Consider the following 20,949-nt stretch of genomic DNA (forward strand, 5'->3'; position numbering starts at 1 on the left):
ATCACCCTAGTTGGCTTTTACAGGTTTCTTATCCTGGTCTGCCTTATCTTTATTCGTTCTTCTTGAAAAATCTGAGATCAGCTTGTAATAAGCATTTGCCATCATCCAGATGCTTTCTTTTTCATCCTCGAAGAAGTCAATGTTATAACCATCCAGATTGTTATTTAATGTTTTCAGATAATCTTTTAGAACAATTGAGCCGCCGCCGACGAAATAGCAGATTTCCGTCTGGGAGTTTTTCTGCCAAACATTGCGGAGCAGGCGATACTGCTTCTTCGCCAGGTCAAGCAGGATACGGTCTGTAATATCATGTACACTTGTACGGCTTCCTTTAACCATAATATGATTGCGGTCATTTTTCTTCGTGATGATTTCCACGACATCTGTGCGGCTGTCTAGCTCAACGCCATGCTTCGAACGAATCTCTTCACGGATGGATTCAAGCGCTTCAGACACGCCAAGGTTGAATCCCTGCGCTTTATCATCATCTACATTGCGGTTTTTAATGACAGCAATATCCGTTGATAATCCGCCGATATCCTGGATTAAAATACGCTTATCAATTAAATCCTTATTAATGATGTTTAAGTTGTTATCCATTACAAGGTTGATGTAAGCAGCAAATCCTTCAGGATAAACCTTGATTTCTTCAAACTTGATATTTACTTTTTGCCCCTGGTATTTCGGTGTTACAAGGAACTCAACCTGATGGACAGAGCCCAGCAGCTTGGAACGGTAGCCCGCATCCTTGCCTTCCTTTACTTCACGAAGCGGAAGTCCTGTGCCAAGTGTGTAGTTTGCATCGATCACATTACCGGACTTTTTAAAGCCAGTGGAACCGCCGTTCTGTACAGCATCCAGTGCCAAAGCAGTGAAAAGCATAACTAATGTCTGATCTTCTTCGGATTTGCTGCTGCCCGGATCCAATTCAGTAGCGTTGTCGCTTTTTGTTGCCAGGTGTCCCACACGGTAAATCGTATTGTTTTCCTTCAAAGCAGGGGAGTGAACTCTAATATGTATGCCTTCAAGCGGATTTTTGCTGTCAAGTTCTTCAATTCCGATAACCGGACGGTCCTCAACATCTCTCGCAATAACATTCGGTATGTTTAATTCTGAATCCAGTTTCCCAAAGATTGCTTTAATAGAATCGTTACCTACGTCAACTGCTGCAATTCTTGAATTCGTCAAATCATTCAATCCTTTCATTCTCCATAATATAGAGCTGTTATTTTAAGAGTAATTCAGATTGAGAGATTAATCAATGAGAGGAAATAAAAAGTAATCAAAGCGTAAAGACGTAAACAAAATGTAAACTTGTACCTCCATTGTATACACTTTCCGCATACTTGTAAACAATATTGCACACATCCTTATACACCAACATGTACACATATTTGTATACTTGTTTACATTTTAGAATACAAACGTAAACAAAATTGCATACTTGTATTCAATTTTGTTTACAAGCAAATTCATTTGGTGTTTTTCATGAAATTTGATAGTTTAAAAGAGGCAATAATATCCCTCTTGCCTCCAGAAAAAACATTTAAACTAATTGATATTAAAAAATTTAGAAAATATATTAAATTTGTCTACTTTCGAGAAAAAAGTTCCTTTAAAATAAAGGTATAACAATAGGCAAAGGAGTACAGAAAGATGCAAAGCTCCAGAATATTTATGGTTACGCTTTTTAGTGTTTCACTTTTCATCGCTGTTATCTCGGACGGAATCATCGTCGAGAGCTCTGCATATATAAAAGCCCTGGTCATATACCTGCTGTTTTCCTGCTTGTATCACCATTTGCGGATTATCAGCAGAAACGGAAATACCTCGATTGATTATGGGATTAATTACAGCCTCTCCATTGGGCTTTTTACAGGGCCATTAGGTTTATTTATATTTGAAGCCATCTATCGATTTTGCGTTTATTTTTATAAAAAACACACAAAAACAGACGATCCGGATGAATTTTTCCATACATTTTATAACATTGGCTCCTTTGTGATGAGCAACTCTATCGCATTCTATTTATTCAATCGGCTATATCCCCTCTTTCAGGATGAGGCATTCGGTTTTTGGATAGTCATGCTGCTGCTGATTACCGTAACATCCATGCTTTCAGACATTTTCCTGATTACCGTGTTTAAATTGACAGGTGACATTAAAACGAAGCAGGAAGCGATTGAATTTATCAAAACCAGAAGTGTACTGGATATGGGGAAGATTGCCTTTACTAATGGTCTTTTGCTGTTATTCTTGAATGAGGGAAAATGGGAAATGCTCATAAGTCTGTTTATACTTAATTATCTTGTAAGCCGCTCCTTCCTGTCGAAATCGCAGATGCTGCAGAATAAAATCGAACGCGATAAATTTGAGCAGATGGCCTATACGGACTTTCTTACTGGAGTTTTTAACCGTGCTTATATGGATAAAAAAATGACAGAACTCAATCAATCGGGGGAATACATCGGGATTGTAGTGGCAGATATCGACAAATTCAAAAGGATTAATGACAGCTATAACCACGCTGTGGGCGATCAGGCAATCAGGCATTTTGCCGACTCATTGAAGAGCTATCTCTCCAAAGATGATTACTTGTTCAGAAGCGGCGGAGAGGAATTTACCATAATTATGAGATTCAGGTCATATGAAGAATGCTTGAATTTAGCCCAGAAAATACGCAAAGGCATTGAAAACAGCACGTTTCATACAGACTTTAAAGAGCAGTCCATTTCTCTTTCCTACACGGCATCCTTTGGACTTTTTTACTATAAAGTGAACGAGATGCTTTCTATTGAAAAAGCTTATGTATACGCAGACCAGCTCCTTCTGCAGTCCAAGGACATGGGAAAAAACAGGCTATCCTGCCGGGAAGAGCCAATCCATCAGCATACCCCTAAAGAAGCAGTACTTACAAACGCATAGGTATATTTGCAGCAGCCGCCGGTTTGAGCGGCTTTTTTTATGGGAATAATACCTTTGCTTTTCGAATAAGTTTTAATACTGTTATTATTCTGAAAAAATATTCTTTTATTTAATTCTCAGAAAAAATCAATTTATTCTGCCTGAAAAGTCAATAATAACCATCGTTACATAAAATTTTTTTTGACAATTAGGAACTATGAAAGATATTATAGAATAGCTAAAAGGAGGATGAAACATGTCAGATTTTAATAGACAGAAAATTGTTGAAAGTGTGCCTCAAAAAGGTTTCTTTGGACATCCTAAAGGCTTGTTCACACTTTTCTTCACTGAGTTTTGGGAGCGCTTTTCTTATTATGGAATGAGAGCGATCCTTGTATTCTATATGTATTATGAGGTTTCAAAAGGCGGTTTAGGCCTGGACGAGCCGACAGCTTTAGCAATCATGTCCATTTATGGATCATTGGTGTATATGTCAGGGATCATCGGCGGATGGATGGCCGACAGATTGTTCGGAACCTCCAGAGCTGTATTCTATGGCGGAATTTTAATCATGCTCGGCCATATTGCCCTTTCTATTCCTGGCAGCCTGGCTATGTTCTTTGTTTCCATGGTGCTGATCGTATTAGGTACTGGATTATTGAAGCCAAACGTATCAAGCGTGGTTGGGGATATTTACAGCCCGGAAGATAATCGCCGCGATGCCGGTTTCAGTATTTTCTATATGGGTATCAACCTTGGCGGATTCCTTGCTCCATTAATTGTCGGAACAGTTGGAATGAATTATAATTTCCACCTAGGTTTCGCAATTGCAGCTGTTGGTATGTTCTTTGGTTTATTAGTGTTTATTTTTACGAAAAAGAAAAATCTTGGATTAGCAGGAACTTATGTATCTAATCCATTATCTGAAGGCGAAAAGAAAAAGGTATATACAAGAATTGGCCTTGGCGCCGTAATTATTGCCATCTTAGTGGCAGTGGGCATCCCAACTGGGCTTTTAACGTTTGATTCCTTTATTGCCCTTGTTGGTATTTTGGGAATTGGTCTTCCGATCATTTACTTTACTGTGATGTACCGAAGCCCTAAAACAACAGAAGTGGAACGTTCACGCATCATTGCTTATATTCCATTATTCATTGCATCTGTTATGTTCTGGGCTATCCAGGAGCAGGGTTCAACGATTCTTGCGAATTATGCGGACAAGCGTACCCAGCTTGACTTTATGGGACTTGATATTTCACCGGCATGGTTCCAGTCTCTAAACCCTTTGTTCATCATTTTCTTTGCGCCAGTTTTTGCATGGCTGTGGGTGAAGCTTGGCGACCGCCAGCCTTCAGTACCTCAGAAGTTCTCTCTGGGTCTATTATTTGCCGGATTATCTTTCATTGTAATTCTGCTTCCAGCCTATCTTGGCGGAACAGATTCTCTTGTAAGTCCATTATGGCTGGTTCTTAGCTACTTTATTGTTGTTCTTGGTGAGCTTTGCTTATCTCCAGTCGGACTTTCAGCCACAACAAAATTAGCGCCTGCTGCTTTCTCCGCTCAAACGATGAGCCTTTGGTTCCTATCAAACGCGGCCGCACAGGCAATCAATGCACAGATTGTTAAGTTCTATTCACCAGAAACCGAAATGACTTACTTTGGTGTAATTGGTGCAGCTGCGATCGTGCTATCCATTATACTATTCATGTTGAGTCCTAAGATTCAAGGATATATGAAGGGTGTACGTTAATAGAAAAGCGGAAGCGCCTTGCCCGCCCCCGACAAGCACAAGACAAGCCCCCTTGCCTTTTTGGGAGGATTGGCTTGTGACCTCGAGGGGTAGGCGCAGGAGCTAGACAGTTTTCGATTTTTTTAATTTTCCCCTTGTTATTTTAGAAAAGCGGAAGCCAGAAGAGTGTGTGCTCTTCTTCTGGCTTTTTTTGTACGGCTTATTCGGATAAAATCTGCTTGGCCGGTAAATTCTTCAGTTTGGCCGGTATTTATAAGCAGGTATTTATAAGTTTTTGGCCGGTAAAATACTGCTTTTATTTCCCCCATTTCTCAAGCATCGGCCCCTCATCTCCATAGACAGGATCAGTCTGCGGAACAGGGACATTTTTTATTTCAGCCAGCGCCTGTACACGGTCTGATGGATCCTTTTTCTTCATATTCGGGCTTGTTCCGCCGGGGTAGGCACCCACGACTTCGAAGTCCGGACTGCTTTCAGCATTCCTATGTCCTGTGCCTGCAGGAAGGAGAATGGCGTCGCCCTGCTTAAGTACAAGGCGTTCCCCCTGGTCACCGCCAATGAGTACGGTGGCTTGTCCTGCTTTGACACCCAGCACTTCATGAGTATTGCTATGATAATGGTGGTAATCATACACCCCGCCCGTCCAGCTGCCGGTCCATTGATGTCTGTTAAAAGCCGCCTCTATTTCATCAGGCTGGTCCTTAAAAACGGCCTTGTAAATGATAACAGGGAGGTCAGGATTGTTGGGTATTTGCCCATCATCCGCAAGCTGGATTGTTTGAATTTGGCTTTTCATGTGAACCGCTCCTTTCGAATTGCTTCAATTACTTTGTTTAAACGTGTCTCCGCCTTTGATGGTTCCGTTTTGGAAGCCTTTGTAGAACCATGACTTTCTCTGCTCTGACGTTCCATGAGTAAAGCTTTCCGGCACCACATAGCCCTGAGCCCGTTTTTGAAGGGTGTCGTCCCCTACTGCCGTTGCAGCATTCAGGGCTTCTTCCAGATCGCCTTCCTCTAAATATCCCATTCCCTGGGCATGGTGGGCCCAAACGCCTGAATAGTAGTCGGCCTGCAATTCAAAGCGGACAAGATACTGATTAAACTTTTCTTCACTCATACTCTGGCGGAGAGGCATGATTTCCTCAGTGGTTCCAAGCAGCGTCTGCACATGGTGCCCCACCTCATGGGCTATGACATAGGCCATGGCAAAATCGCCGGGAGCCTGGAATTTCCTTTGCAGCTCTTCGTAAAAGCTTAAATCAATATACAATTTTTGGTCGCCTGGACAATAGAAAGGCCCTACTGAAGAGGACGCTGCCCCGCATGCAGACTGTACGCTGCCTGAGTATAAAACAAGGGTCGGCTCCTCATATTGCAGCCCCTGTTCTTCGAATATTTCCGTCCAGACTTCTTCTGTATCAGCCAGCACAACAGAGACAAAGTCAGCAAGCTCTTTTTCCTGCTCTGATTCTTCATATGGCACAGCTGTTCCGGAGTCTGTTCCGGCCATATTGCCTAAAAGCTCGCCCGGATCACCGCCGAGGAAGGTAAATAACAATACAATAATAATTCCGCCGAGGCCGCCGCCGATCAGGGTTTTCCCCCCTCCGCCCATGCCTCTCCGGTCTTCAACATTAGAACTCGCTCTTCTGCCTTTCCACTTCATGTTTCAGCCTCCTAATGTAACGCCTTTTATCATTCATTTGATTAGTGTATACCCGAATAGAGGGGATTTATTAACTTAGCAGAAGTAAAAAAAGGTGCCGCTGCGAACAGGCACCTTTATCTCGTATTATTTTTCTATCGCGCCAGCAGGATCATAGAGGCTCAGGTCAATATCCACCTCTTGCCCGAGAGCAATCTTGGCCAGCTGGGCGCCAAGAAAGGGCCCTGCGGTCAGCCCTGAGGCTCCAAGTCCATTTGCTATGTAAAGACCCTTAACACCCGGAATTTGGCCTATAATGGGCAAGAAGCCTGGTGTATAGGGGCGGAAGCCCACCCGTGCTTCTGCGAACGTTCCATCAGCCAATCCCGGTGCTATTGTTAACGCTTTCTCAAAAATTTCATTCAAGCCGCCTGCAGTTACTCTTATATCGTAGCCCATATCATCCTCATGGGTGGCACCAACAACGATGCGGCCGTCTTCAAAAGCCAGAATGTATTGATTGTTTGGCGGCATTACAACCGGCCAGGTGCCCGTATCCTCCCCTTCAAGCTGAAGATGGACAATCTGGGCTTTTTGCGGCTTCACATCCAATTGAATACCAAGCGGCTTTAAAAGCTCACCAGCCCACGCTCCAGCCGCTGCAATCACACTTTGCGCTTTATATTGTTTTCCGCCGGATTTGACGCACCTCATCTCAGCTCCTTCACACATTAGTTCAGCTGATCCCTGCACCAGCTCTGCACCATGCTTTTCAGCCGCCCGCAGCAGGGCGTCCCTTAGTTCCCGGCCATTGACGCGCGCCGCACCGCTTACATGAACCGAGGCATATTCCTTCGATAGTGGCGGGAACAGCTCCAATGTCTGATCTGGGGATAATGGTGTAATCTCTCCCATTTCTGGTGCATCGCCGCGCCTTTTTAAAGCACGTTCTTCCATTTTCTCAAGCTTTACAGGGTCGGTATGAAGGCTGACGGCTCCTACTTTCTGATAACCCGTCTCTGTCTCTCCGTCCTTTTCAAGCTCCCGTATGAGTGTTTGATAATAGGCCGCTCCCCCTCTGGCCAGCGCGTACCACGCCTTATTCCGCCGCTGTGTCAGCCATGGGCAGATAATACCGGCCGCTGCGTCTGTTGCCTGCCCCGGGTCTTTGCGGTCAATAACGGTGACATTTGCACCTGCCTTAGCCAAATGGTAGGCTGCAGAAGCCCCCAGTATTCCTGCACCAATGATGATATGACTTTTCATAATGACTCCTTTTCGCGAACTTGTTTGCCACTTATTTTACAAGAGTTTGGGGCAGGGCACAATTTTGCTCCTTGTCAGCTAGTTTGACTCATTTTCACGGTATGGTGCAGGAAAGCCGGTATGGAGCAAAGTGACCGATAAAATGAAAATCTGACCGATATCCTTGATTAAGTAACCGATAAAATGAATTTTTGACCGATATCTACCATGAAGTGGCCGATATATTCTATTTCCGGCTGATATCCCCCTCGCAGCAGTCTGATACAGCCGCCTTACCTGGCCCAACACCCCAATGCATACAAAAAAAACTGCATGACAGGCATAAAACCCATCATGCAGCTCCATTAAAACGGCTTATTCGGTTCATAGGTCGGCTGCTGGTTTTGAGCCTGATACTGCTGGCTTTTGGCTGCCGCATCCTGAACGTTTTCTTCAAGAGCAAATTCTGTGTCCATTCCTTTTTTGAATTGATCCGCCTGGTTTTGGGCGGTTACAATCTGCTGTTCTTCTGTTACTTTATTCGGCTGCTTTGGCATCACTATCTCTCCTTTATTTTAGAAGTATAGATATAGATTTTCCAAAGCTTCAGGCACTATTCATCTTTTTACAGGTCCACCTTTGTTCCGATGCCTTCGAGAACTGCTTTTTCATAAACGGCGGCAGCTGCAGCGAGGTCAAAGTAGGCAATGCCGACTGATTTGAAAAAGGTAATCTCTTCATCGTTTTCTCTGCCTGCTATCATTCCGGCTGATAATTGCCCTATTTCGCCATGAAGGTCCGAAAAGCTCCAGATGCCTTCGGCGGCAGGAATAATAAAATCACCTGCTTCATCTTTTACCCCTTCTGTAGTGTCCACAACGATCTTAGAGCTTCGCAGCAGTGTGTCTGTATCGACTTCCTGCATATGCGGAAGATAGGAGCCTACCCCGTTAATATGCGTACCCGGACGGAGATGCTTGCCGGAGAATACCGGCTTTTCCGAGCGGGTGCTGCAGATGACAATATCCGCCCGGCAAACAGCTTCATCTGCATTTTCCATGATGGTCATCTCACCTTTAAATTCATGAAATTTTTCAGCAAACTCATTAGCCTTTGCAGCCGTCCGGTTGTATAGGAAGATTTCCTCTATTTCGCGGACCTCCAATACGGCATTCAGCTGTTCTTCAGCCATTGCCCCGCAGCCAATCACGGCCACAGAACTTGCCGATTTTTTTGCCAGATGCTTGGTGGCAATGCCGCTCACTGCCCCGGTCCGGAGTCTTGTCAGGTAAGAGGCATTCATGCATGCCAGATGTTCCCCTGTTTCCGTATCACTTAATAAAATGACTCCCTGAGTGGTCTTTTTGCCGATCTCAGGGTTCTCCGGAAAGATGGTGACCACCTTCACAGCCGTTTTTCCGATTGGCGGCATGGCGCTCGGCATATAAAGGGCAGAGGCCTGTCTCTCCGGAAAGTCCAGGACGGTTCTATGGGGATTCCGGATTTTCCCCTCCAGATTATGAACCAGGGCATTTTCCAAATCTTTAATGGCTGATTCCATCGTATAGATGGATTTGATTTCTTTTTCAGATAATAAAAGCATGAACTCTACCTTTCTAAGCTTTTTGATCGGTTTGTCCGAGGCCCGTATGGAATGAATTATCTCCTGGCAGATCAGAATCAAGGTCCTGATTGCTTCGGTCACGGACGGATGCAATTGCAATCAAAGAGATGGCGGCTGCAAGCATGATGTATAACGCTACAGGAACATAGGAATTGTCATATTCATTCAGCAGGGCAGTTGCAACGAGAGGGGCGGTTCCTCCCGCCAGAGCGGCCCCAATTTGATAGCCCAGCGTGATGCCGGTATAGCGTACGTTCGACTTAAATATTTCAGAAAACATCGTCCCAAGTACAGCGGTGATGGGAGCCCAGATGATGCCGAGACCCAATATGGTAGCCACAACCAATAGAACTGCTGAACCCTGGTGAAGCAGCCAGAAGTATGGAAAGGCATAAAGCATCATCAGGACCGTTCCGCCCACATACAGCTTTTTTCGGCCAATTTTATCAGACAATTTCCCCATGATCGGGATTAGAATAGTAGTAATAATTGTTGCAATTGTAACGGCATTCAGAGTAACCGTGCGCGAGAAACCAAGCTGTGTTGTCGCATAGGAAACAATAAATGTTCCGAAGATATAAAATGGCGCTGTCTCCACCACTTTTGCTCCGACAGCAATCAATACTTCCTTCCAATGGCTTCGCATCGTTTCCACAAACGGAATCTTGGCGATTTCACCTTTCTCCTGAGCCTTTTTAAAGGATGGTGTTTCATCAATGCCTTTTCTAATCCATAAGCCAAAAAAGACAAGCAGGGCACTTAGAATGAACGGGACACGCCATCCCCATGATAAAAAGGCTTCTTCAGGCAATAAAGTCATGATGGATAAGGCAAGCGTTCCAAGGAGCATTCCAATTGTGACACCCATTTGTGGAATACTGCCAAAGAAGCCGCGCCGATTTTTTGGGGCATACTCAACAGCAAGCAGAAGCGCGCCGCCCCATTCTCCTCCGAGGCCGATACCTTGTATTAAGCGTAAGAGAATCAGCAGGATCGGTGCTGCCGCGCCTATATTATCATAGGTAGGCAAAAAGCCCATAAGGACTGTTGCACCGCCCATGAGGGACAGTGTGAGCACAAGGGTTTTCTTTCTGCCGATTTTATCGCCGATGTGGCTGAAAATAACTCCACCAAGCGGACGGATGAAGAAAGCAAGTGCGAAAGAGGCATACGCCAGCATCAAACCGACAGCCGGGTCATCGCTATGAAAAAACATTTGATTAAATACAAGTGCAGCAACCGTCCCATACAAAAAGTAATCAAACCATTCGATGGAACTTCCGATCAGGCTTGCAATCAGCACTTTCTTTTCTAATTTCTTTTCCATACCATTTCCCCCTCTCTTGACTGTAAAAATGTACAAGTTCATCATAGTTTATATTATTTTGATATTTCAATATATTTTTAAAATTGACTGATAAATAGAACTTATTTACCTGTCCAATCCCTAAGGTGAAAGTATGGGAATGTTTTTGTTATAATCATAATACTTAGATGGAATTTGATCTTAACTGGAGTGAACACGTTGAATACAAAAAAAGCACTGCCTCTTTTATTCGCAGTTATGTTTCTTGTTATGGTGGGGTTTGGAATCATCATTCCTGTCATCCCCTTTTATGCGGAAGAATTAGGGGCCTCACCTACTGAACTGGGCCTGTTAATGGCCGTTTATTCGCTGATGCAGCTGCTGTTTGCTCCTATGTGGGGGCGTGTTTCCGATAAAATCGGACGCAAACCGGTCATTATGATCGGCATTTTTGGCCTTGGCCTGTCTTTTTTCATGATGGCCTTATCCACTGAGCTTTGGATGCTGTTTGCTGCCAGAATCATCGGCGGCTTCCTGTCATCTGCCAATATGCCGACTGTCATGGCCTATGTAGCGGATATTACATCTGAAGAAGACCGCGGAAAAGGGATGGGGATCATTGGAGCTGCAGTGGGCTTGGGGTTTATTTTTGGGCCTGCAATCGGCGGCATCTTTTCCCGGGAAAGTTTGAACATTCCTTTCTACGCGGCAGGAACATCTTCGTTTATCACATTTTTCCTTGTCATGCTTGTGCTGAAAGAATCCCTTTCACCAGAGCAGCGCAGCCAGGGAACTGCTAAGCGTCCAGGTCTTTTAACAGCCTTAAGCGGGAACACTGGAATTTTATTTATCCTTCAGCTGTTTGTTTCGTTGTCACTGGCAGGCCTTGAAGCAACTTTTGCGTATTTTGCAGCTGACAAGGCAGGTCTTGGCACCGTGGAGCTTGGCTATATCTTTATGATCATGGGATTTGGAGGCGCCCTTGTACAGGGCGGTTTAGTAGGAAGAATGACGAAAAAGTACGGAGAAGGAGCTGTGATTCAGCTGGGAATTATCATCTCCGCCATTGGCTTTGGACTTATTCTCCTGGTTGACAGTTTTACCACAGCAGCGATTTTCTTAACAGTTTTCGGCATCGGAAACGGGTTTATCCGCCCAAGCGTGTCTTCCCTGCTGACAAAGACATCTCAGACTGGACACGGCAGCACAACCGGCCTGCTTTCATCATTTGACTCCCTGGGACGCATTATCGGGCCTCCGCTGGGCGGCTGGCTTTTTACCATGAGCATCGGTGCCCCGTACATCTCGGGAATCCTGCTTTCCGGAATGGCATTCGTGTTGTATCGTGTTTATTCATCCAAGGTAAACAGCACCCAGTCAATTACATCTTAAAAACAGAAAAGGAGGCCGCTCATGCCTCCTTTTTCTATTTCTGCAATATAGCCTGAATAACATGTCCCGTACCTGTATGGCCTTTTCCTTCTACTCTTTCCTGTTCGCCATAAAAGAAATGAAGGACTTTATAGCTCTTTATCCATTGGAGAAGATCTGCCGGATCATAAACCATATCAATACTTTTCGGTCCGCCTGTACCATAGCGGAGCTGATCCTCCGAATAGACTTCAAGCATGACGATTCCACCCGGCTTTACAACGGAAACGAGCTTATCGAAAACAGTCTTTTGATCCTTTTTCCGAAAATGACCGAAAACCATAATCGAAGCATCATACTCCCCAGATGGCACAGAATCATGAATGAGATCCTTCTGTCCTGTTTCGACTCTGACATGATGGCGTTCAGCCAGCTGCTGCGTTTTAATTAACCCGCTTTGTGTATAATCCCATGCGGTTACCTCATGCCCCTGCCTGGCAAGGAATACAGCATTTCGGCCCTCACCCTCGGCCAAAGCAGCAACTCGTTTATGCCCTTTAAGCCGCCATGTTTGCTCTCTGATAAATTCATTGGGCTCCTCGCCATATAAATATCCTTCTGCGGAGAACTTTTCTTCCCATAGATTTGCCAATATAACCACTCCTTCCTGTTAAGGTATTCTAGAAGTGATTATGGAAATCCTATTGTATAATGGAAAAAATGCCAGCAGTAGAGGTGGATGGAGATGAAAGAGCTGACAGCGATGGAAGAGGTGCATCAGTTTATTCAGAACGCTGAGCTTGGCCTAATTTATGTGCTGACTGACAGCTGAAGCGTCTGTCATGGCCTGCTTCCTCAGGTTGAGGAAGTGTTGAAAGATTATCCCCGTATAGAAGCACGATTTGTGAATGCAGGCAAGGTCACTGAAATAGCCGGGTACCTCATGGCTTTTACAGTGCCTGTGATTGCCTTATATCTTGATGGAAGAGAGGTTTTGAGGGAGGCGCGGTTCATACCGGTCGAGAGGCTGCGTGATGATTTAAAGAGGATCTATGAGGGTGTTTTTGATGTATAAAGGAAGGACTGACGGTGCTTTTCCGCCGGTCCTTTTTGACTATTCAGCTGATGGTATTAGATAATCAGCATTGCATAATGAATAAGAATTCGATTGTTATAGGTAATAGATTTGCAGTAAATTAGAATATTATTATCTTCCCCTATTAAATAACCCCAAATTTTATTGTCATAATTACCTACAAACACTCCCAATAATCCATCAATTTATCGAAACCTAATTCTTTTAGCCCAGATTTAATACTTAAATCGCCTTTTAATTTCCCCAATTAACAGAATGTTCTTTCTTCTTTATACTTTTCAATAGAAAGTCCTTTTAAACTATGAATCAAGTATTTAGGGAGGTTGGATCTTGATTATTTTAAAGCAGTCAATAGGGGTGATTCCCCAGCTGCTTTAAGGGTGGAAGACTATATTTTTGAAGAGGAGAATGGGCACGAATGGGAGATTTCAGGTTTAAAAAGTATTTAACAGCTGCCATGGCTGCGGCAATGTTAGCTGTTCCGCCCCTGCAGGCTTCGGCAGATGATTCTGGAAAGGGCATCCTAAAAGGTGCAGATGGCAAAGCGGCCATAACCGATCTGCAAGGGATGAATGCAAAAGCCAGTAAAGGCAAGCATGTCATCACCCTTATTACAGGTGATGTTGTAACCGTAACAGAATTTGCAGATGGAAAGAATATCATTCATGTTGAACCAGTGGACCCTTCCGCAAATGGAGCACGAATTTTGACAGCCAACAAGGAAACGTATGTCATTCCTGATCAGGCTATGCCCTATCTGGCTTCCGGATTTTTGGACCAGGATCTGTTCAATATTACGGCTTTAATTAAAGATGGCTATGATGATGAGAATCAAAAGGAATTGCCGGTCATCATTCAATATTCCGAGTCCAAAGGCCGTTCAGCTGATGTCCATCCAGCCCCAAAGGGCTCAAAGAAAACCCATGTGCTTGAAAGCATAGATAGTGTAGCAGTCTCAGCTAATAAGAAAGAAACAAAGAAATTCTGGGAAGAAATCACTAAAGCAAACAAGACTTCTAAAACAGCTAAGGCCGCACTGGCTCCGGGCATTGAAAAAATCTGGCTGGATGGCCGTGTCGAAGCTTCTCTTGAACAAAGTGTCCCACAGATCGGAGCGCCTTCTGCTTGGGAATCCGGCTATGATGGAACAGGCGTAAAGGTGGCTGTTCTTGATACCGGAATTGATTCAGAGCATCCGGACATTGCTGGCCAGCTGGATGAGGCAGTGAGCTTTGTGCCAGGAGAGGAAGTTACCGACAGACATGCACACGGAACACATGTGGCTTCCACAGTACTAGGCACAGGTCAAGCATCTGAAGGGCGGAATAAGGGTGTGGCTCCCGGCGCCCGTCTCCTTGTAGGAAAAGTACTTAGTGATGAAGGCTTTGGCCAGGATTCCTGGATTATAGATGGAATGGAATGGGCTGCTGAAAATGCCAGAGTCGTCAATATGAGCCTTGGAAGTTCTGAACCAAGCGATGGAACAGACCCGATGGCTCAGGCTGTAAACAATCTTAGTAAAGAAACAGGTTCCCTGTTTGTTATTGCTGCCGGGAACACTGGCAGTGAAGGAATTGGATCACCAGGAGCGGCTGATGAAGCTCTTACTGTTGGCGCCGTGGACAAGTCCGACAATCTTGCCTGGTTCTCGTCTAAAGGGCCTAGCTTTGGAAGCTCAGGATTAAAGCCTGACCTCACTGCTCCTGGAGTAGGAATTATGGCTGCGCGTTCTCAGCATACGAACCAGGGAAGCGGCTCTTATATGAGCATGGATGGTACCTCAATGGCAACGCCTCATGTTGCTGGAGCCGCAGCCCTGCTCTCCCAGCGCCACCCTGATTGGACCGGAGAACAGCTTAAGGAAGCTCTGATGAGCACCACAAAGAAGCTAGAGGACATTAAGCCTTTTGAAGGCGGAACAGGCCGTCTTGACACTGTAGCCGCGCTTGGTGATGTAAGGGCTACCGGTTCCCTGGATTTCGGCTTCTATGACTGGCCTCATGAGAATGATGTTCCGGCTGAGAAGACCATTACGTATTCAAACGACAGCAGCCAGGATGTAACATTGGATCTGTCAGTATCGATGAAAGATATCCATGCAACCGACGCTCCTGCCGGAATGGTAAAGCTTTCATCAGAAAAAGTGACTGTTCCAGCTAACGGAAGTGCCGGGGTTACCGTTACACTTGACCCGAATAAGGGGGATTTTGGCGCCCGATATCAGGGCCATATCAGTGCTTCGGCAGAAGGCCAAAAGGTTGTCCATACGTCATTAGGCATGATTAAAGAAGATGAAAGGTACCCGCTTACCATAAAGGCGATTGACCGTGACGGAGAAGCTGCCTCTGCATACTTCTACCTTTTGGGACCAACTGGCGAACCACAGTTTATGTCAGTGGAAGGCACGAAGGACCTGCGGCTGCCGAAAGGAACGTATTCAGTTATGTCGATGATGGCTGTTGATGCAGATACAGATCAGGCAGGTGTAGCGCTTGTCGGCGACCCGGAAATTAATCTGGATGGACCTCAGACAGTTATGCTGGATGCCCGCATGGCCAACGAAATTACTGTGGATGTTCCGAAAGAAACAGAAGCCAATTACAGAAAGCTGGAATATTACCGCAGCATCAATGGAAACCAGGTGAATGACATTTACATTATGCCGGTAGTGGTGGACAAAATGTACGCTGCACCTACAGAGAAAGTTAATGTTGGTGAATTCACGCAGGCTACGCGCTGGCGCCTGGCAGAACCAATGCTGACAATCGGCTACAAAGGAAAGGAATTGGATGATATCCCGCAGGCAGGAAGCACTCTCCTGAATGACAAGTATAATTTGAAGGCTGTCTATGCCGGAAATGGATCTCCAGAGGATTATGAAAAGCTGGATGTGAAAGGAAAAGCAGCAATAGTGGAGCGCAGTGATGATTTAACAGGATCTGAACGTGCTGCAGCAGCGTTAGCAGCAGGAGCAAAACTATTGATTACCGTTAATGATGGACCTCAGGAGCTTAGTGAATGGGTAGGAATAGAAAATGAAGATTTTTCACTTTCCAACAGCCCTCTCCCGGTTGCCGGTGTCAGCGGCACTGAAGGCAAAGAGCTGATCGCAGCTGCCAAGTCCGGAAAATTGACCTTAAAAGTCGAGGGTACTCCTGACTCGGATTATTTATATGACCTTGTGGATATGCATCATCAGGCAGTGCCTAAAAAGGTAAACTATTCACCGAAACCGAAGGACCTGGTCAAAATCACCTCTGAATATAAATCAGACCGTCCTGCACCTGGTGCTGAGTTCCGATACGATATCCTGGCGCACAGCTTTGCCGGAGTAGGCTTCCTGCAGACCCTTTCACTTCCGTCTGTCAGAACAGAGTGGGTATCGGCACAAAAAGGCACATCTTGGTATCACCAGGCTGGTGTTCTTGATGCCCAGTGGGAAGTAAGACAGCCAAAAGTAGAATATACACCGGGTCAGACATTGAATGAAGAATGGTTTTCACCTGTGGTCCGTCCTCGTTTTGGTGATGGTTTCTGGGCTCCATACCGTTCAGGCAATAATTTGATACTAAATGTTCCTGCCTGGGCTGACTCAGGACCTGGACATACAGGAGCAGACATGAATTACCCTGGCGATCAGACATTAAAGCTATATCAAGGGGATAAGCTGGTTAAAGAAGGAAAGGGCCAGGCACTCTACTTATTTAATGAATTTCCGGCAGAGAAAACCCAGTACAAACTCGTAAGTGAGGCTGCCCGTGATGCAGAGCGCTGGAACACATCAGTCCGTACACATACGGAGTGGACATTCTGGTCACAGAAGCAAGAAGATTTCCAGACTGCTCTTCCGCTGATTTCTCTTGATTATAAAGTGGATACTGACATGTCAGGCAACTCCACTGCCGGTAAAAAAATTAAGCTTGATTTATCAGCTGTTCAAATAGCCGATGCTCCTGAAAACGGCAAAATAAAAGGAGCCAGCCTTGACGTGTCCTTTGATGAAGGAAAGACATGGGAAGCGGCAAAATTAGTTTCCAAGGGCAATGGCTGGACCGCTGAAATCAAGAATCCAAAGATGAAGGGAAGCTCTGTCTCCCTGCGTGCCAGTGCGTGGGATGATGCAGGCAATCGTGTAAGTCAGGAGATTATCAAGGCTTATGGTTTAAAGTAATGAAGAATGGATGAACCTCTTGTTAAGCAGTGGATGGCTTACAGAGGATGCATGAACCAGGCAGCCAATGCCTGGTTCATTTTTTTAATAGATCAGTTAACCGTCTAACTTCGCAGCCTGCTAGGGCAGCTTTTGAAGGATCCGATGAGCCTTCCCCTGCGCTTTTCTAATTCCTATGCCCTATAATGGCTTGTCATTTCAGACAATGATCTTGCCAGAGTATTGAGTTTCATCCCAATTTCATCCGTTTTCTCCATCTGTTCTGTTTGAATGACGCTGGCGGCAAGCATCTCTTCTGCACTGGCCAATGTTTCCTGTGAAACAGAGGAGAACTGTTCAGCTCCCTGTTCAAGCCTGGCAGCGTTTTTTCCAGGCCTTTCAGCTCCTTTTGCATGGTTTGAAGCTTTCCGCTTACATTAGAAATCTCATTCATCAGCTCGTCCAATGATATTTTGGATTGGCCCGCCATCTCAAGATTTCCTTTTATTTCTGTATGGAGCTGGTCAAATTCCTCTGAAGCTCTGAGTGTTATATTCTCCATATTGCTTATTCCCTGAGTGATATCTTCTGCAGCACCTGCAGATTGTTCAGCCAGTTTACGGACTTCTCCTGCGACCACGGCAAAGCCTTTCCCTGCCTCTCCTGCACGGGCAGCCTCGATGGAAGCATTTAAGGATAGCAGCCTTGTTTGTTCAGCAATCCCTTTTACCATTCCGACAAGATTTGTAATCGCTAAAGAATGGTCTTTGACCTCTTTTATTGTCAGGGTCAATTTTCCAAATTCCGAGCCAAAGGAATGAATAGCAGCGATCAGGTCACTGATGCTGTTACCGCCGCGCCTGGCAGAATCATTCATCACCTCCGAGCTGCGGTTTACACTTTCCATATGTAAAAACATATCTTCAAACTTATCTTTCATTTCTTTAAAACTGGCCGCACTATTTTCAGAACTGGCAGCGGTTTGCTCTGCCCCCATTTTCACAAGATGAATGGCTGATACCAGCTGCTGCCCGCTTTCAAGAGCGCTGCAGGATGACCCTTTCAGCTCAGTTCCCGTGCTCTCCAGCTCCTTCGTTGTCCCGGTCAGCTCCCGCAGCAGGCTCCTCATTTGTTCAATCATGCTGTTATAACTTTTCTGCAGAGAAACAATTTCGGGAATTTCTGTATGAATCTCAAGCGGGTTTTGCAGGTTTCCTTCCCGGACCTCCCGCATGGTGTTTCTTAATAAGTTCAAAGGCTGTGTTATTTTCCTTACAAAAAGACTGATAATTGCCGATGCAGCCGATAAACTGACCACAATCGCTGCAATCATAAAATACCCGATCTCATGAACATCAGACATATACGCTTTTGCCGGGATGAGAACTACATAGACTCCACTGATTTCCTCCATCTCCTGAAAGGCCGCCGTATAATCTGTCCCATTCATCTCAATGTGTATGACGCCATTTTTCATTGCGCTGATTTCATTGATCGTATCCTTTGAAAAAGTGGCATCTGTCTTGCTGCTGACCTTAAAAGGCATAATCTTGTTATCTGCAATATAGAAAAAATCAGAGTCAATCCCATCCGACTGCAGCTTTTTCTGCTGAGAACGGACACTGGCCTCGAGCTGCTGCTTAAAGTACGCATCATCACTGACATACACAAACTTTAAGTTTTCCGCTATGTATCCCATCAATTCCGCTTCTCTTGCCAATCTATCTTCAATTGTTTTGATTGCCATGTCCTTTGTTTTAAGATAAGAACTAACTCCGACTGCCGCTATCGATAGCAGCAGCAGGGTAAAAAACAGTGCCAATAATCTTTTGCCCAGGTTCAGCTTATGGCTGAAGGCTGCCGCAAAGTTGTCCAGCCGCTTCTGCATTTCTCCAAAACCCCCAAAGTATCATACTAATGACCTATAAGGAAATTATACAGACCAAATGTAAATTGTATGTAAAGATTGGATGAAAAGTAACTATTTGTAAATTTACAAATGAACGTAAAGTAGGCTGCTTTAATATATTGGTTAAATCGAGGCTTTATTTTACAAGAACGGGGGAAGAACATGACCAATTTTCAATACTTTACGGGAACCGTTACGCAGATCTCTGACTTTAACGGAGACGGCTGCCATAAAATCATTTCTGGTGACAATGGAATGGGGGGAACTGCCAATTTCATCGTATCTCCTTCCACTTACGTTTTAGATCAAACCATGCTGTCTGCGGGGGACATCATTACTGGATATTATGACGGCAATGCTCCTGTTCCGCTGATATATCCTCCTCAATACCGTGCGCTTGTGGTCGTAAAACATACTTCTCATCAAAATGTGAAAACAGACTATTTTAATAGCCAGCTAGTCAGCAGTGATGGCCGGCTGCAAATAAACGTCTCACCGTATACCCAGATGGTGCTGACAAACGGGCAGGCTTTTACCGGCAGCCCCGCAAACAGAGACTTAGTTGTCATCTATGGTCCTTCTACCAAAAGCATCCCTGCCCAGACTACACCTTATAAAATCGTTGTTTTGTGTTTATCTGATCACAGGTAGCCATTTTTGTGAAGGGACCAAGGAAAAAGCCCCCATCTTATCGTGATTGGGGGCTGATTATTTTTCGGATAAGAGCAGATCAATTTCTATTTCTGGGCTGGTTGTCCGAAGCTGCCTCGGGTTCGGACTCCATCCTTTCTTTTCTCGCGCTATCTGTCCGAAGCATCTCTCAGACTCCAATTGGAATACTCCTAGACATGATTTATGTGGTTACAGGATTTTCAGTTCATCCGAATTGCATACAATGACTTTTACTCATCATCCACTTCGCCGTCGCCAATTTCATCCTCTTCTTCTACATCTTCAACCTGTTCGTCCTCCTCAGGCTTTTCATCGTTTCCACAGCCCGTTAGCGTTACGAAATATAGAGATAGAAAAAGCATCAATATGAATTTTTTCATTTAAATAACCTCCTTTCGCTTAGTTTTTCAAAAAGGCAAACTTTCTATGTGCTGTTAATAATATACAGATACTCCTTGCTTTTGAATAATTGCAGCTGGATAGGAAAACACTTTTAAAAAGGCAAAATATGCAGGATTCCTTTTTAAGCAGATTAAAGGATGTGCCATAGATGGATTTTTTACAGAGTCAGCACTCACTTTCTGCCATAGAGTGGGGACTCAGGGCTGTCATCGCTTATTTCTTCTTAGTCATTGTCGCCAAAGTGCTGGGACAGCGTGCCATTTCACAATTAAGACTCCTGGATTTAGTAATGGCTTTAGTCATAGGCAATATCATTGCTCATCCTTTATCAGATGAGGAGCTAGGACTAAAAGGTTCAATTGTTACAACCATTGTACTCGTGGTTCTTTACCTGATCAGTTTATTCAGTATTCTGAAATGGCCAGCGGTTAGAAGACTGGTGAACAGCAAGCCCATCCTCCTCGTGCAGAATGGTGAAATCATATACAAAGGCCTAAACAAGGCAAGGATCTCCATTGATGTGCTGCTGGAGGAATTACGCGAGAAAAAAGTAGACGATGTAAAAAAGGTGGCGCTGGCTCTATGGGAAGCCAACGGGAGCATTTCTTTCTTCTTAGACCCCAAATATGAGCCCATTACACCTGATTTCCTCCAAAGGAATGCTGAACCCTTCGATATGCCCAGAACCATCATTAAGGAAGGCAAAGTGGATAAAAAAGTGCTGCAAACTATACAAAAGGATGAAAACTGGTTAATCGCCCATTTAGAACGTTTCTATCAGACAGAAATAAATAACGTTCTGTTAGCTACCATGGACAGCAAGGGGACCTTGAAGGTATTTTTATATCATTAATTTGGGCACTGCCAAAGACATG

General features: G+C 44.7%; 17 protein-coding genes. 7 read left to right on the forward strand and 10 right to left on the reverse strand.

The window, feature by feature from the left end:
• Positions 1–6 precede the first annotated feature (6 nt).
• The gene (locus tag ACXAD1_RS23875; RefSeq protein ID WP_152539667.1) at positions 7–1,188 is read right to left on the reverse strand and encodes a ParM/StbA family protein; all 1,182 of its coding nucleotides are present in this window, start codon (positions 1,186–1,188) and stop codon (positions 7–9) included.
• 468 nt (positions 1,189–1,656) lie between these two features.
• On the opposite strand from ACXAD1_RS23875, the gene ACXAD1_RS23880 reads away from it, so the two are divergent.
• Together ACXAD1_RS23880 and ACXAD1_RS23885 are read left to right on the forward strand one after the other, a co-directional pair.
• Complete coding sequence (locus ACXAD1_RS23880) at positions 1,657–2,925, forward strand: GGDEF domain-containing protein (RefSeq protein ID WP_474911211.1); 1,269 nt, start codon at positions 1,657–1,659, stop codon at positions 2,923–2,925.
• Positions 2,926–3,160: 235 nt separating this feature from the next.
• On the forward strand, positions 3,161–4,654 hold the full coding sequence (locus tag ACXAD1_RS23885) for a peptide MFS transporter (RefSeq protein ID WP_206840912.1): 1,494 nt from the start codon (positions 3,161–3,163) through the stop codon (positions 4,652–4,654).
• A gap of 295 nt (positions 4,655–4,949) precedes the next feature.
• On the opposite strand, the gene ACXAD1_RS23890 is transcribed toward ACXAD1_RS23885, so the two are convergent.
• From ACXAD1_RS23890 to ACXAD1_RS23915, 6 genes are all read right to left on the reverse strand, one after another.
• On the reverse strand, positions 4,950–5,450 hold the full coding sequence (locus tag ACXAD1_RS23890) for a cupin domain-containing protein (protein ID WP_474911212.1): 501 nt from the start codon (positions 5,448–5,450) through the stop codon (positions 4,950–4,952).
• A gap of 24 nt (positions 5,451–5,474) precedes the next feature.
• The gene (gene ypfJ / locus ACXAD1_RS23895) at positions 5,475–6,320 is read right to left on the reverse strand and encodes a KPN_02809 family neutral zinc metallopeptidase (protein ID WP_370224382.1); all 846 of its coding nucleotides are present in this window, start codon (positions 6,318–6,320) and stop codon (positions 5,475–5,477) included.
• Between the two features lie 126 nt (positions 6,321–6,446).
• Positions 6,447–7,565, reverse strand: a complete 1,119-nt coding sequence (locus tag ACXAD1_RS23900; RefSeq protein ID WP_474911213.1) for an NAD(P)/FAD-dependent oxidoreductase — start codon at positions 7,563–7,565, stop codon at positions 6,447–6,449.
• Positions 7,566–7,909: 344 nt separating this feature from the next.
• Positions 7,910–8,101: a hypothetical protein gene (locus tag ACXAD1_RS23905; RefSeq protein ID WP_370224379.1), complete on the reverse strand. Its 192-nt coding sequence runs from the start codon at positions 8,099–8,101 to the stop codon at positions 7,910–7,912.
• A gap of 68 nt (positions 8,102–8,169) precedes the next feature.
• The gene (locus tag ACXAD1_RS23910; protein WP_474911214.1) at positions 8,170–9,147 is read right to left on the reverse strand and encodes an ornithine cyclodeaminase family protein; all 978 of its coding nucleotides are present in this window, start codon (positions 9,145–9,147) and stop codon (positions 8,170–8,172) included.
• A 13-nt stretch (positions 9,148–9,160) separates the two neighbouring features.
• Entirely contained in the window at positions 9,161–10,495 is a 1,335-nt protein-coding gene (locus tag ACXAD1_RS23915) for an MFS transporter (protein ID WP_370224377.1), read from the reverse strand.
• Between the two features lie 198 nt (positions 10,496–10,693).
• On the opposite strand from ACXAD1_RS23915, the gene ACXAD1_RS23920 reads away from it, so the two are divergent.
• Positions 10,694–11,866 (forward strand): MFS transporter, encoded by a 1,173-nt coding sequence (locus ACXAD1_RS23920; protein ID WP_370224375.1) that lies wholly within the window; start codon positions 10,694–10,696, stop codon positions 11,864–11,866.
• A 34-nt stretch (positions 11,867–11,900) separates the two neighbouring features.
• On the opposite strand, the gene ACXAD1_RS23925 is transcribed toward ACXAD1_RS23920, so the two are convergent.
• Entirely contained in the window at positions 11,901–12,497 is a 597-nt protein-coding gene (locus ACXAD1_RS23925) for a class I SAM-dependent methyltransferase (protein ID WP_206840927.1), read from the reverse strand.
• Positions 12,498–12,713: 216 nt separating this feature from the next.
• On the opposite strand from ACXAD1_RS23925, the gene ACXAD1_RS23930 reads away from it, so the two are divergent.
• Together ACXAD1_RS23930 and ACXAD1_RS23935 are read left to right on the forward strand one after the other, a co-directional pair.
• Positions 12,714–12,920 carry a thioredoxin domain-containing protein gene (locus ACXAD1_RS23930; RefSeq protein ID WP_206840928.1) on the forward strand — a complete coding sequence of 69 codons (207 nt, stop codon included), beginning with the start codon at positions 12,714–12,716 and terminating at the stop codon, positions 12,918–12,920.
• Between the two features lie 439 nt (positions 12,921–13,359).
• On the forward strand, positions 13,360–17,112 hold the full coding sequence (locus ACXAD1_RS23935; RefSeq protein ID WP_474911215.1) for a S8 family serine peptidase: 3,753 nt from the start codon (positions 13,360–13,362) through the stop codon (positions 17,110–17,112).
• Between the two features lie 229 nt (positions 17,113–17,341).
• Here the strand turns inward: ACXAD1_RS23935 and ACXAD1_RS23940 are convergent, their stop codons facing one another.
• Positions 17,342–18,979: a methyl-accepting chemotaxis protein gene (locus ACXAD1_RS23940; RefSeq protein WP_474911216.1), complete on the reverse strand. Its 1,638-nt coding sequence runs from the start codon at positions 18,977–18,979 to the stop codon at positions 17,342–17,344.
• Between the two features lie 183 nt (positions 18,980–19,162).
• Between ACXAD1_RS23940 and ACXAD1_RS23945 the strand changes: the two genes are divergently transcribed.
• Entirely contained in the window at positions 19,163–19,651 is a 489-nt protein-coding gene (locus ACXAD1_RS23945; RefSeq protein ID WP_474911217.1) for a hypothetical protein, read from the forward strand.
• 251 nt (positions 19,652–19,902) lie between these two features.
• Here ACXAD1_RS23945 and ACXAD1_RS23950 read toward each other — a convergent pair whose 3' ends face one another.
• Complete coding sequence (locus ACXAD1_RS23950; RefSeq protein WP_206840936.1) at positions 19,903–20,052, reverse strand: hypothetical protein; 150 nt, start codon at positions 20,050–20,052, stop codon at positions 19,903–19,905.
• 170 nt (positions 20,053–20,222) lie between these two features.
• Between ACXAD1_RS23950 and ACXAD1_RS23955 the strand changes: the two genes are divergently transcribed.
• Entirely contained in the window at positions 20,223–20,927 is a 705-nt protein-coding gene (locus ACXAD1_RS23955) for a DUF421 domain-containing protein (protein WP_206840938.1), read from the forward strand.
• The last annotated feature ends 22 nt before the right edge of the window (positions 20,928–20,949 follow it).

It is taken from the genome of Cytobacillus sp. ABV4_503, from assembly GCF_056158445.1.

Excerpts from the sequence above, each read along its gene's own strand:
- ACXAD1_RS23935 (WP_474911215.1), top strand. The coding sequence starts at position 13,360 with ATGGGAGATTTCAGGTTTAAAAAGTATTTAACAGCTGCCATGGCTGCG.
- ACXAD1_RS23910 (WP_474911214.1), bottom strand. The coding sequence starts at position 9,147 with ATGCTTTTATTATCTGAAAAAGAAATCAAATCCATCTATACGATGGAA.
- ACXAD1_RS23955 (WP_206840938.1), top strand. The coding sequence starts at position 20,223 with ATGGATTTTTTACAGAGTCAGCACTCACTTTCTGCCATAGAGTGGGGA.
- ACXAD1_RS23890 (WP_474911212.1), bottom strand. The coding sequence starts at position 5,450 with ATGAAAAGCCAAATTCAAACAATCCAGCTTGCGGATGATGGGCAAATA.
- ACXAD1_RS23885 (WP_206840912.1), top strand. The coding sequence starts at position 3,161 with ATGTCAGATTTTAATAGACAGAAAATTGTTGAAAGTGTGCCTCAAAAA.
- ACXAD1_RS23915 (WP_370224377.1), bottom strand. The coding sequence starts at position 10,495 with ATGGAAAAGAAATTAGAAAAGAAAGTGCTGATTGCAAGCCTGATCGGA.
- ACXAD1_RS23940 (WP_474911216.1), bottom strand. The coding sequence starts at position 18,979 with ATGCAGAAGCGGCTGGACAACTTTGCGGCAGCCTTCAGCCATAAGCTG.
- ACXAD1_RS23900 (WP_474911213.1), bottom strand. The coding sequence starts at position 7,565 with ATGAAAAGTCATATCATCATTGGTGCAGGAATACTGGGGGCTTCTGCA.
- ACXAD1_RS23945 (WP_474911217.1), top strand. The coding sequence starts at position 19,163 with ATGACCAATTTTCAATACTTTACGGGAACCGTTACGCAGATCTCTGAC.
- ACXAD1_RS23905 (WP_370224379.1), bottom strand. The coding sequence starts at position 8,101 with ATGCCAAAGCAGCCGAATAAAGTAACAGAAGAACAGCAGATTGTAACC.
- ACXAD1_RS23950 (WP_206840936.1), bottom strand. The coding sequence starts at position 20,052 with ATGAAAAAATTCATATTGATGCTTTTTCTATCTCTATATTTCGTAACG.
- ypfJ (WP_370224382.1), bottom strand. The coding sequence starts at position 6,320 with ATGAAGTGGAAAGGCAGAAGAGCGAGTTCTAATGTTGAAGACCGGAGA.
- ACXAD1_RS23880 (WP_474911211.1), top strand. The coding sequence starts at position 1,657 with ATGCAAAGCTCCAGAATATTTATGGTTACGCTTTTTAGTGTTTCACTT.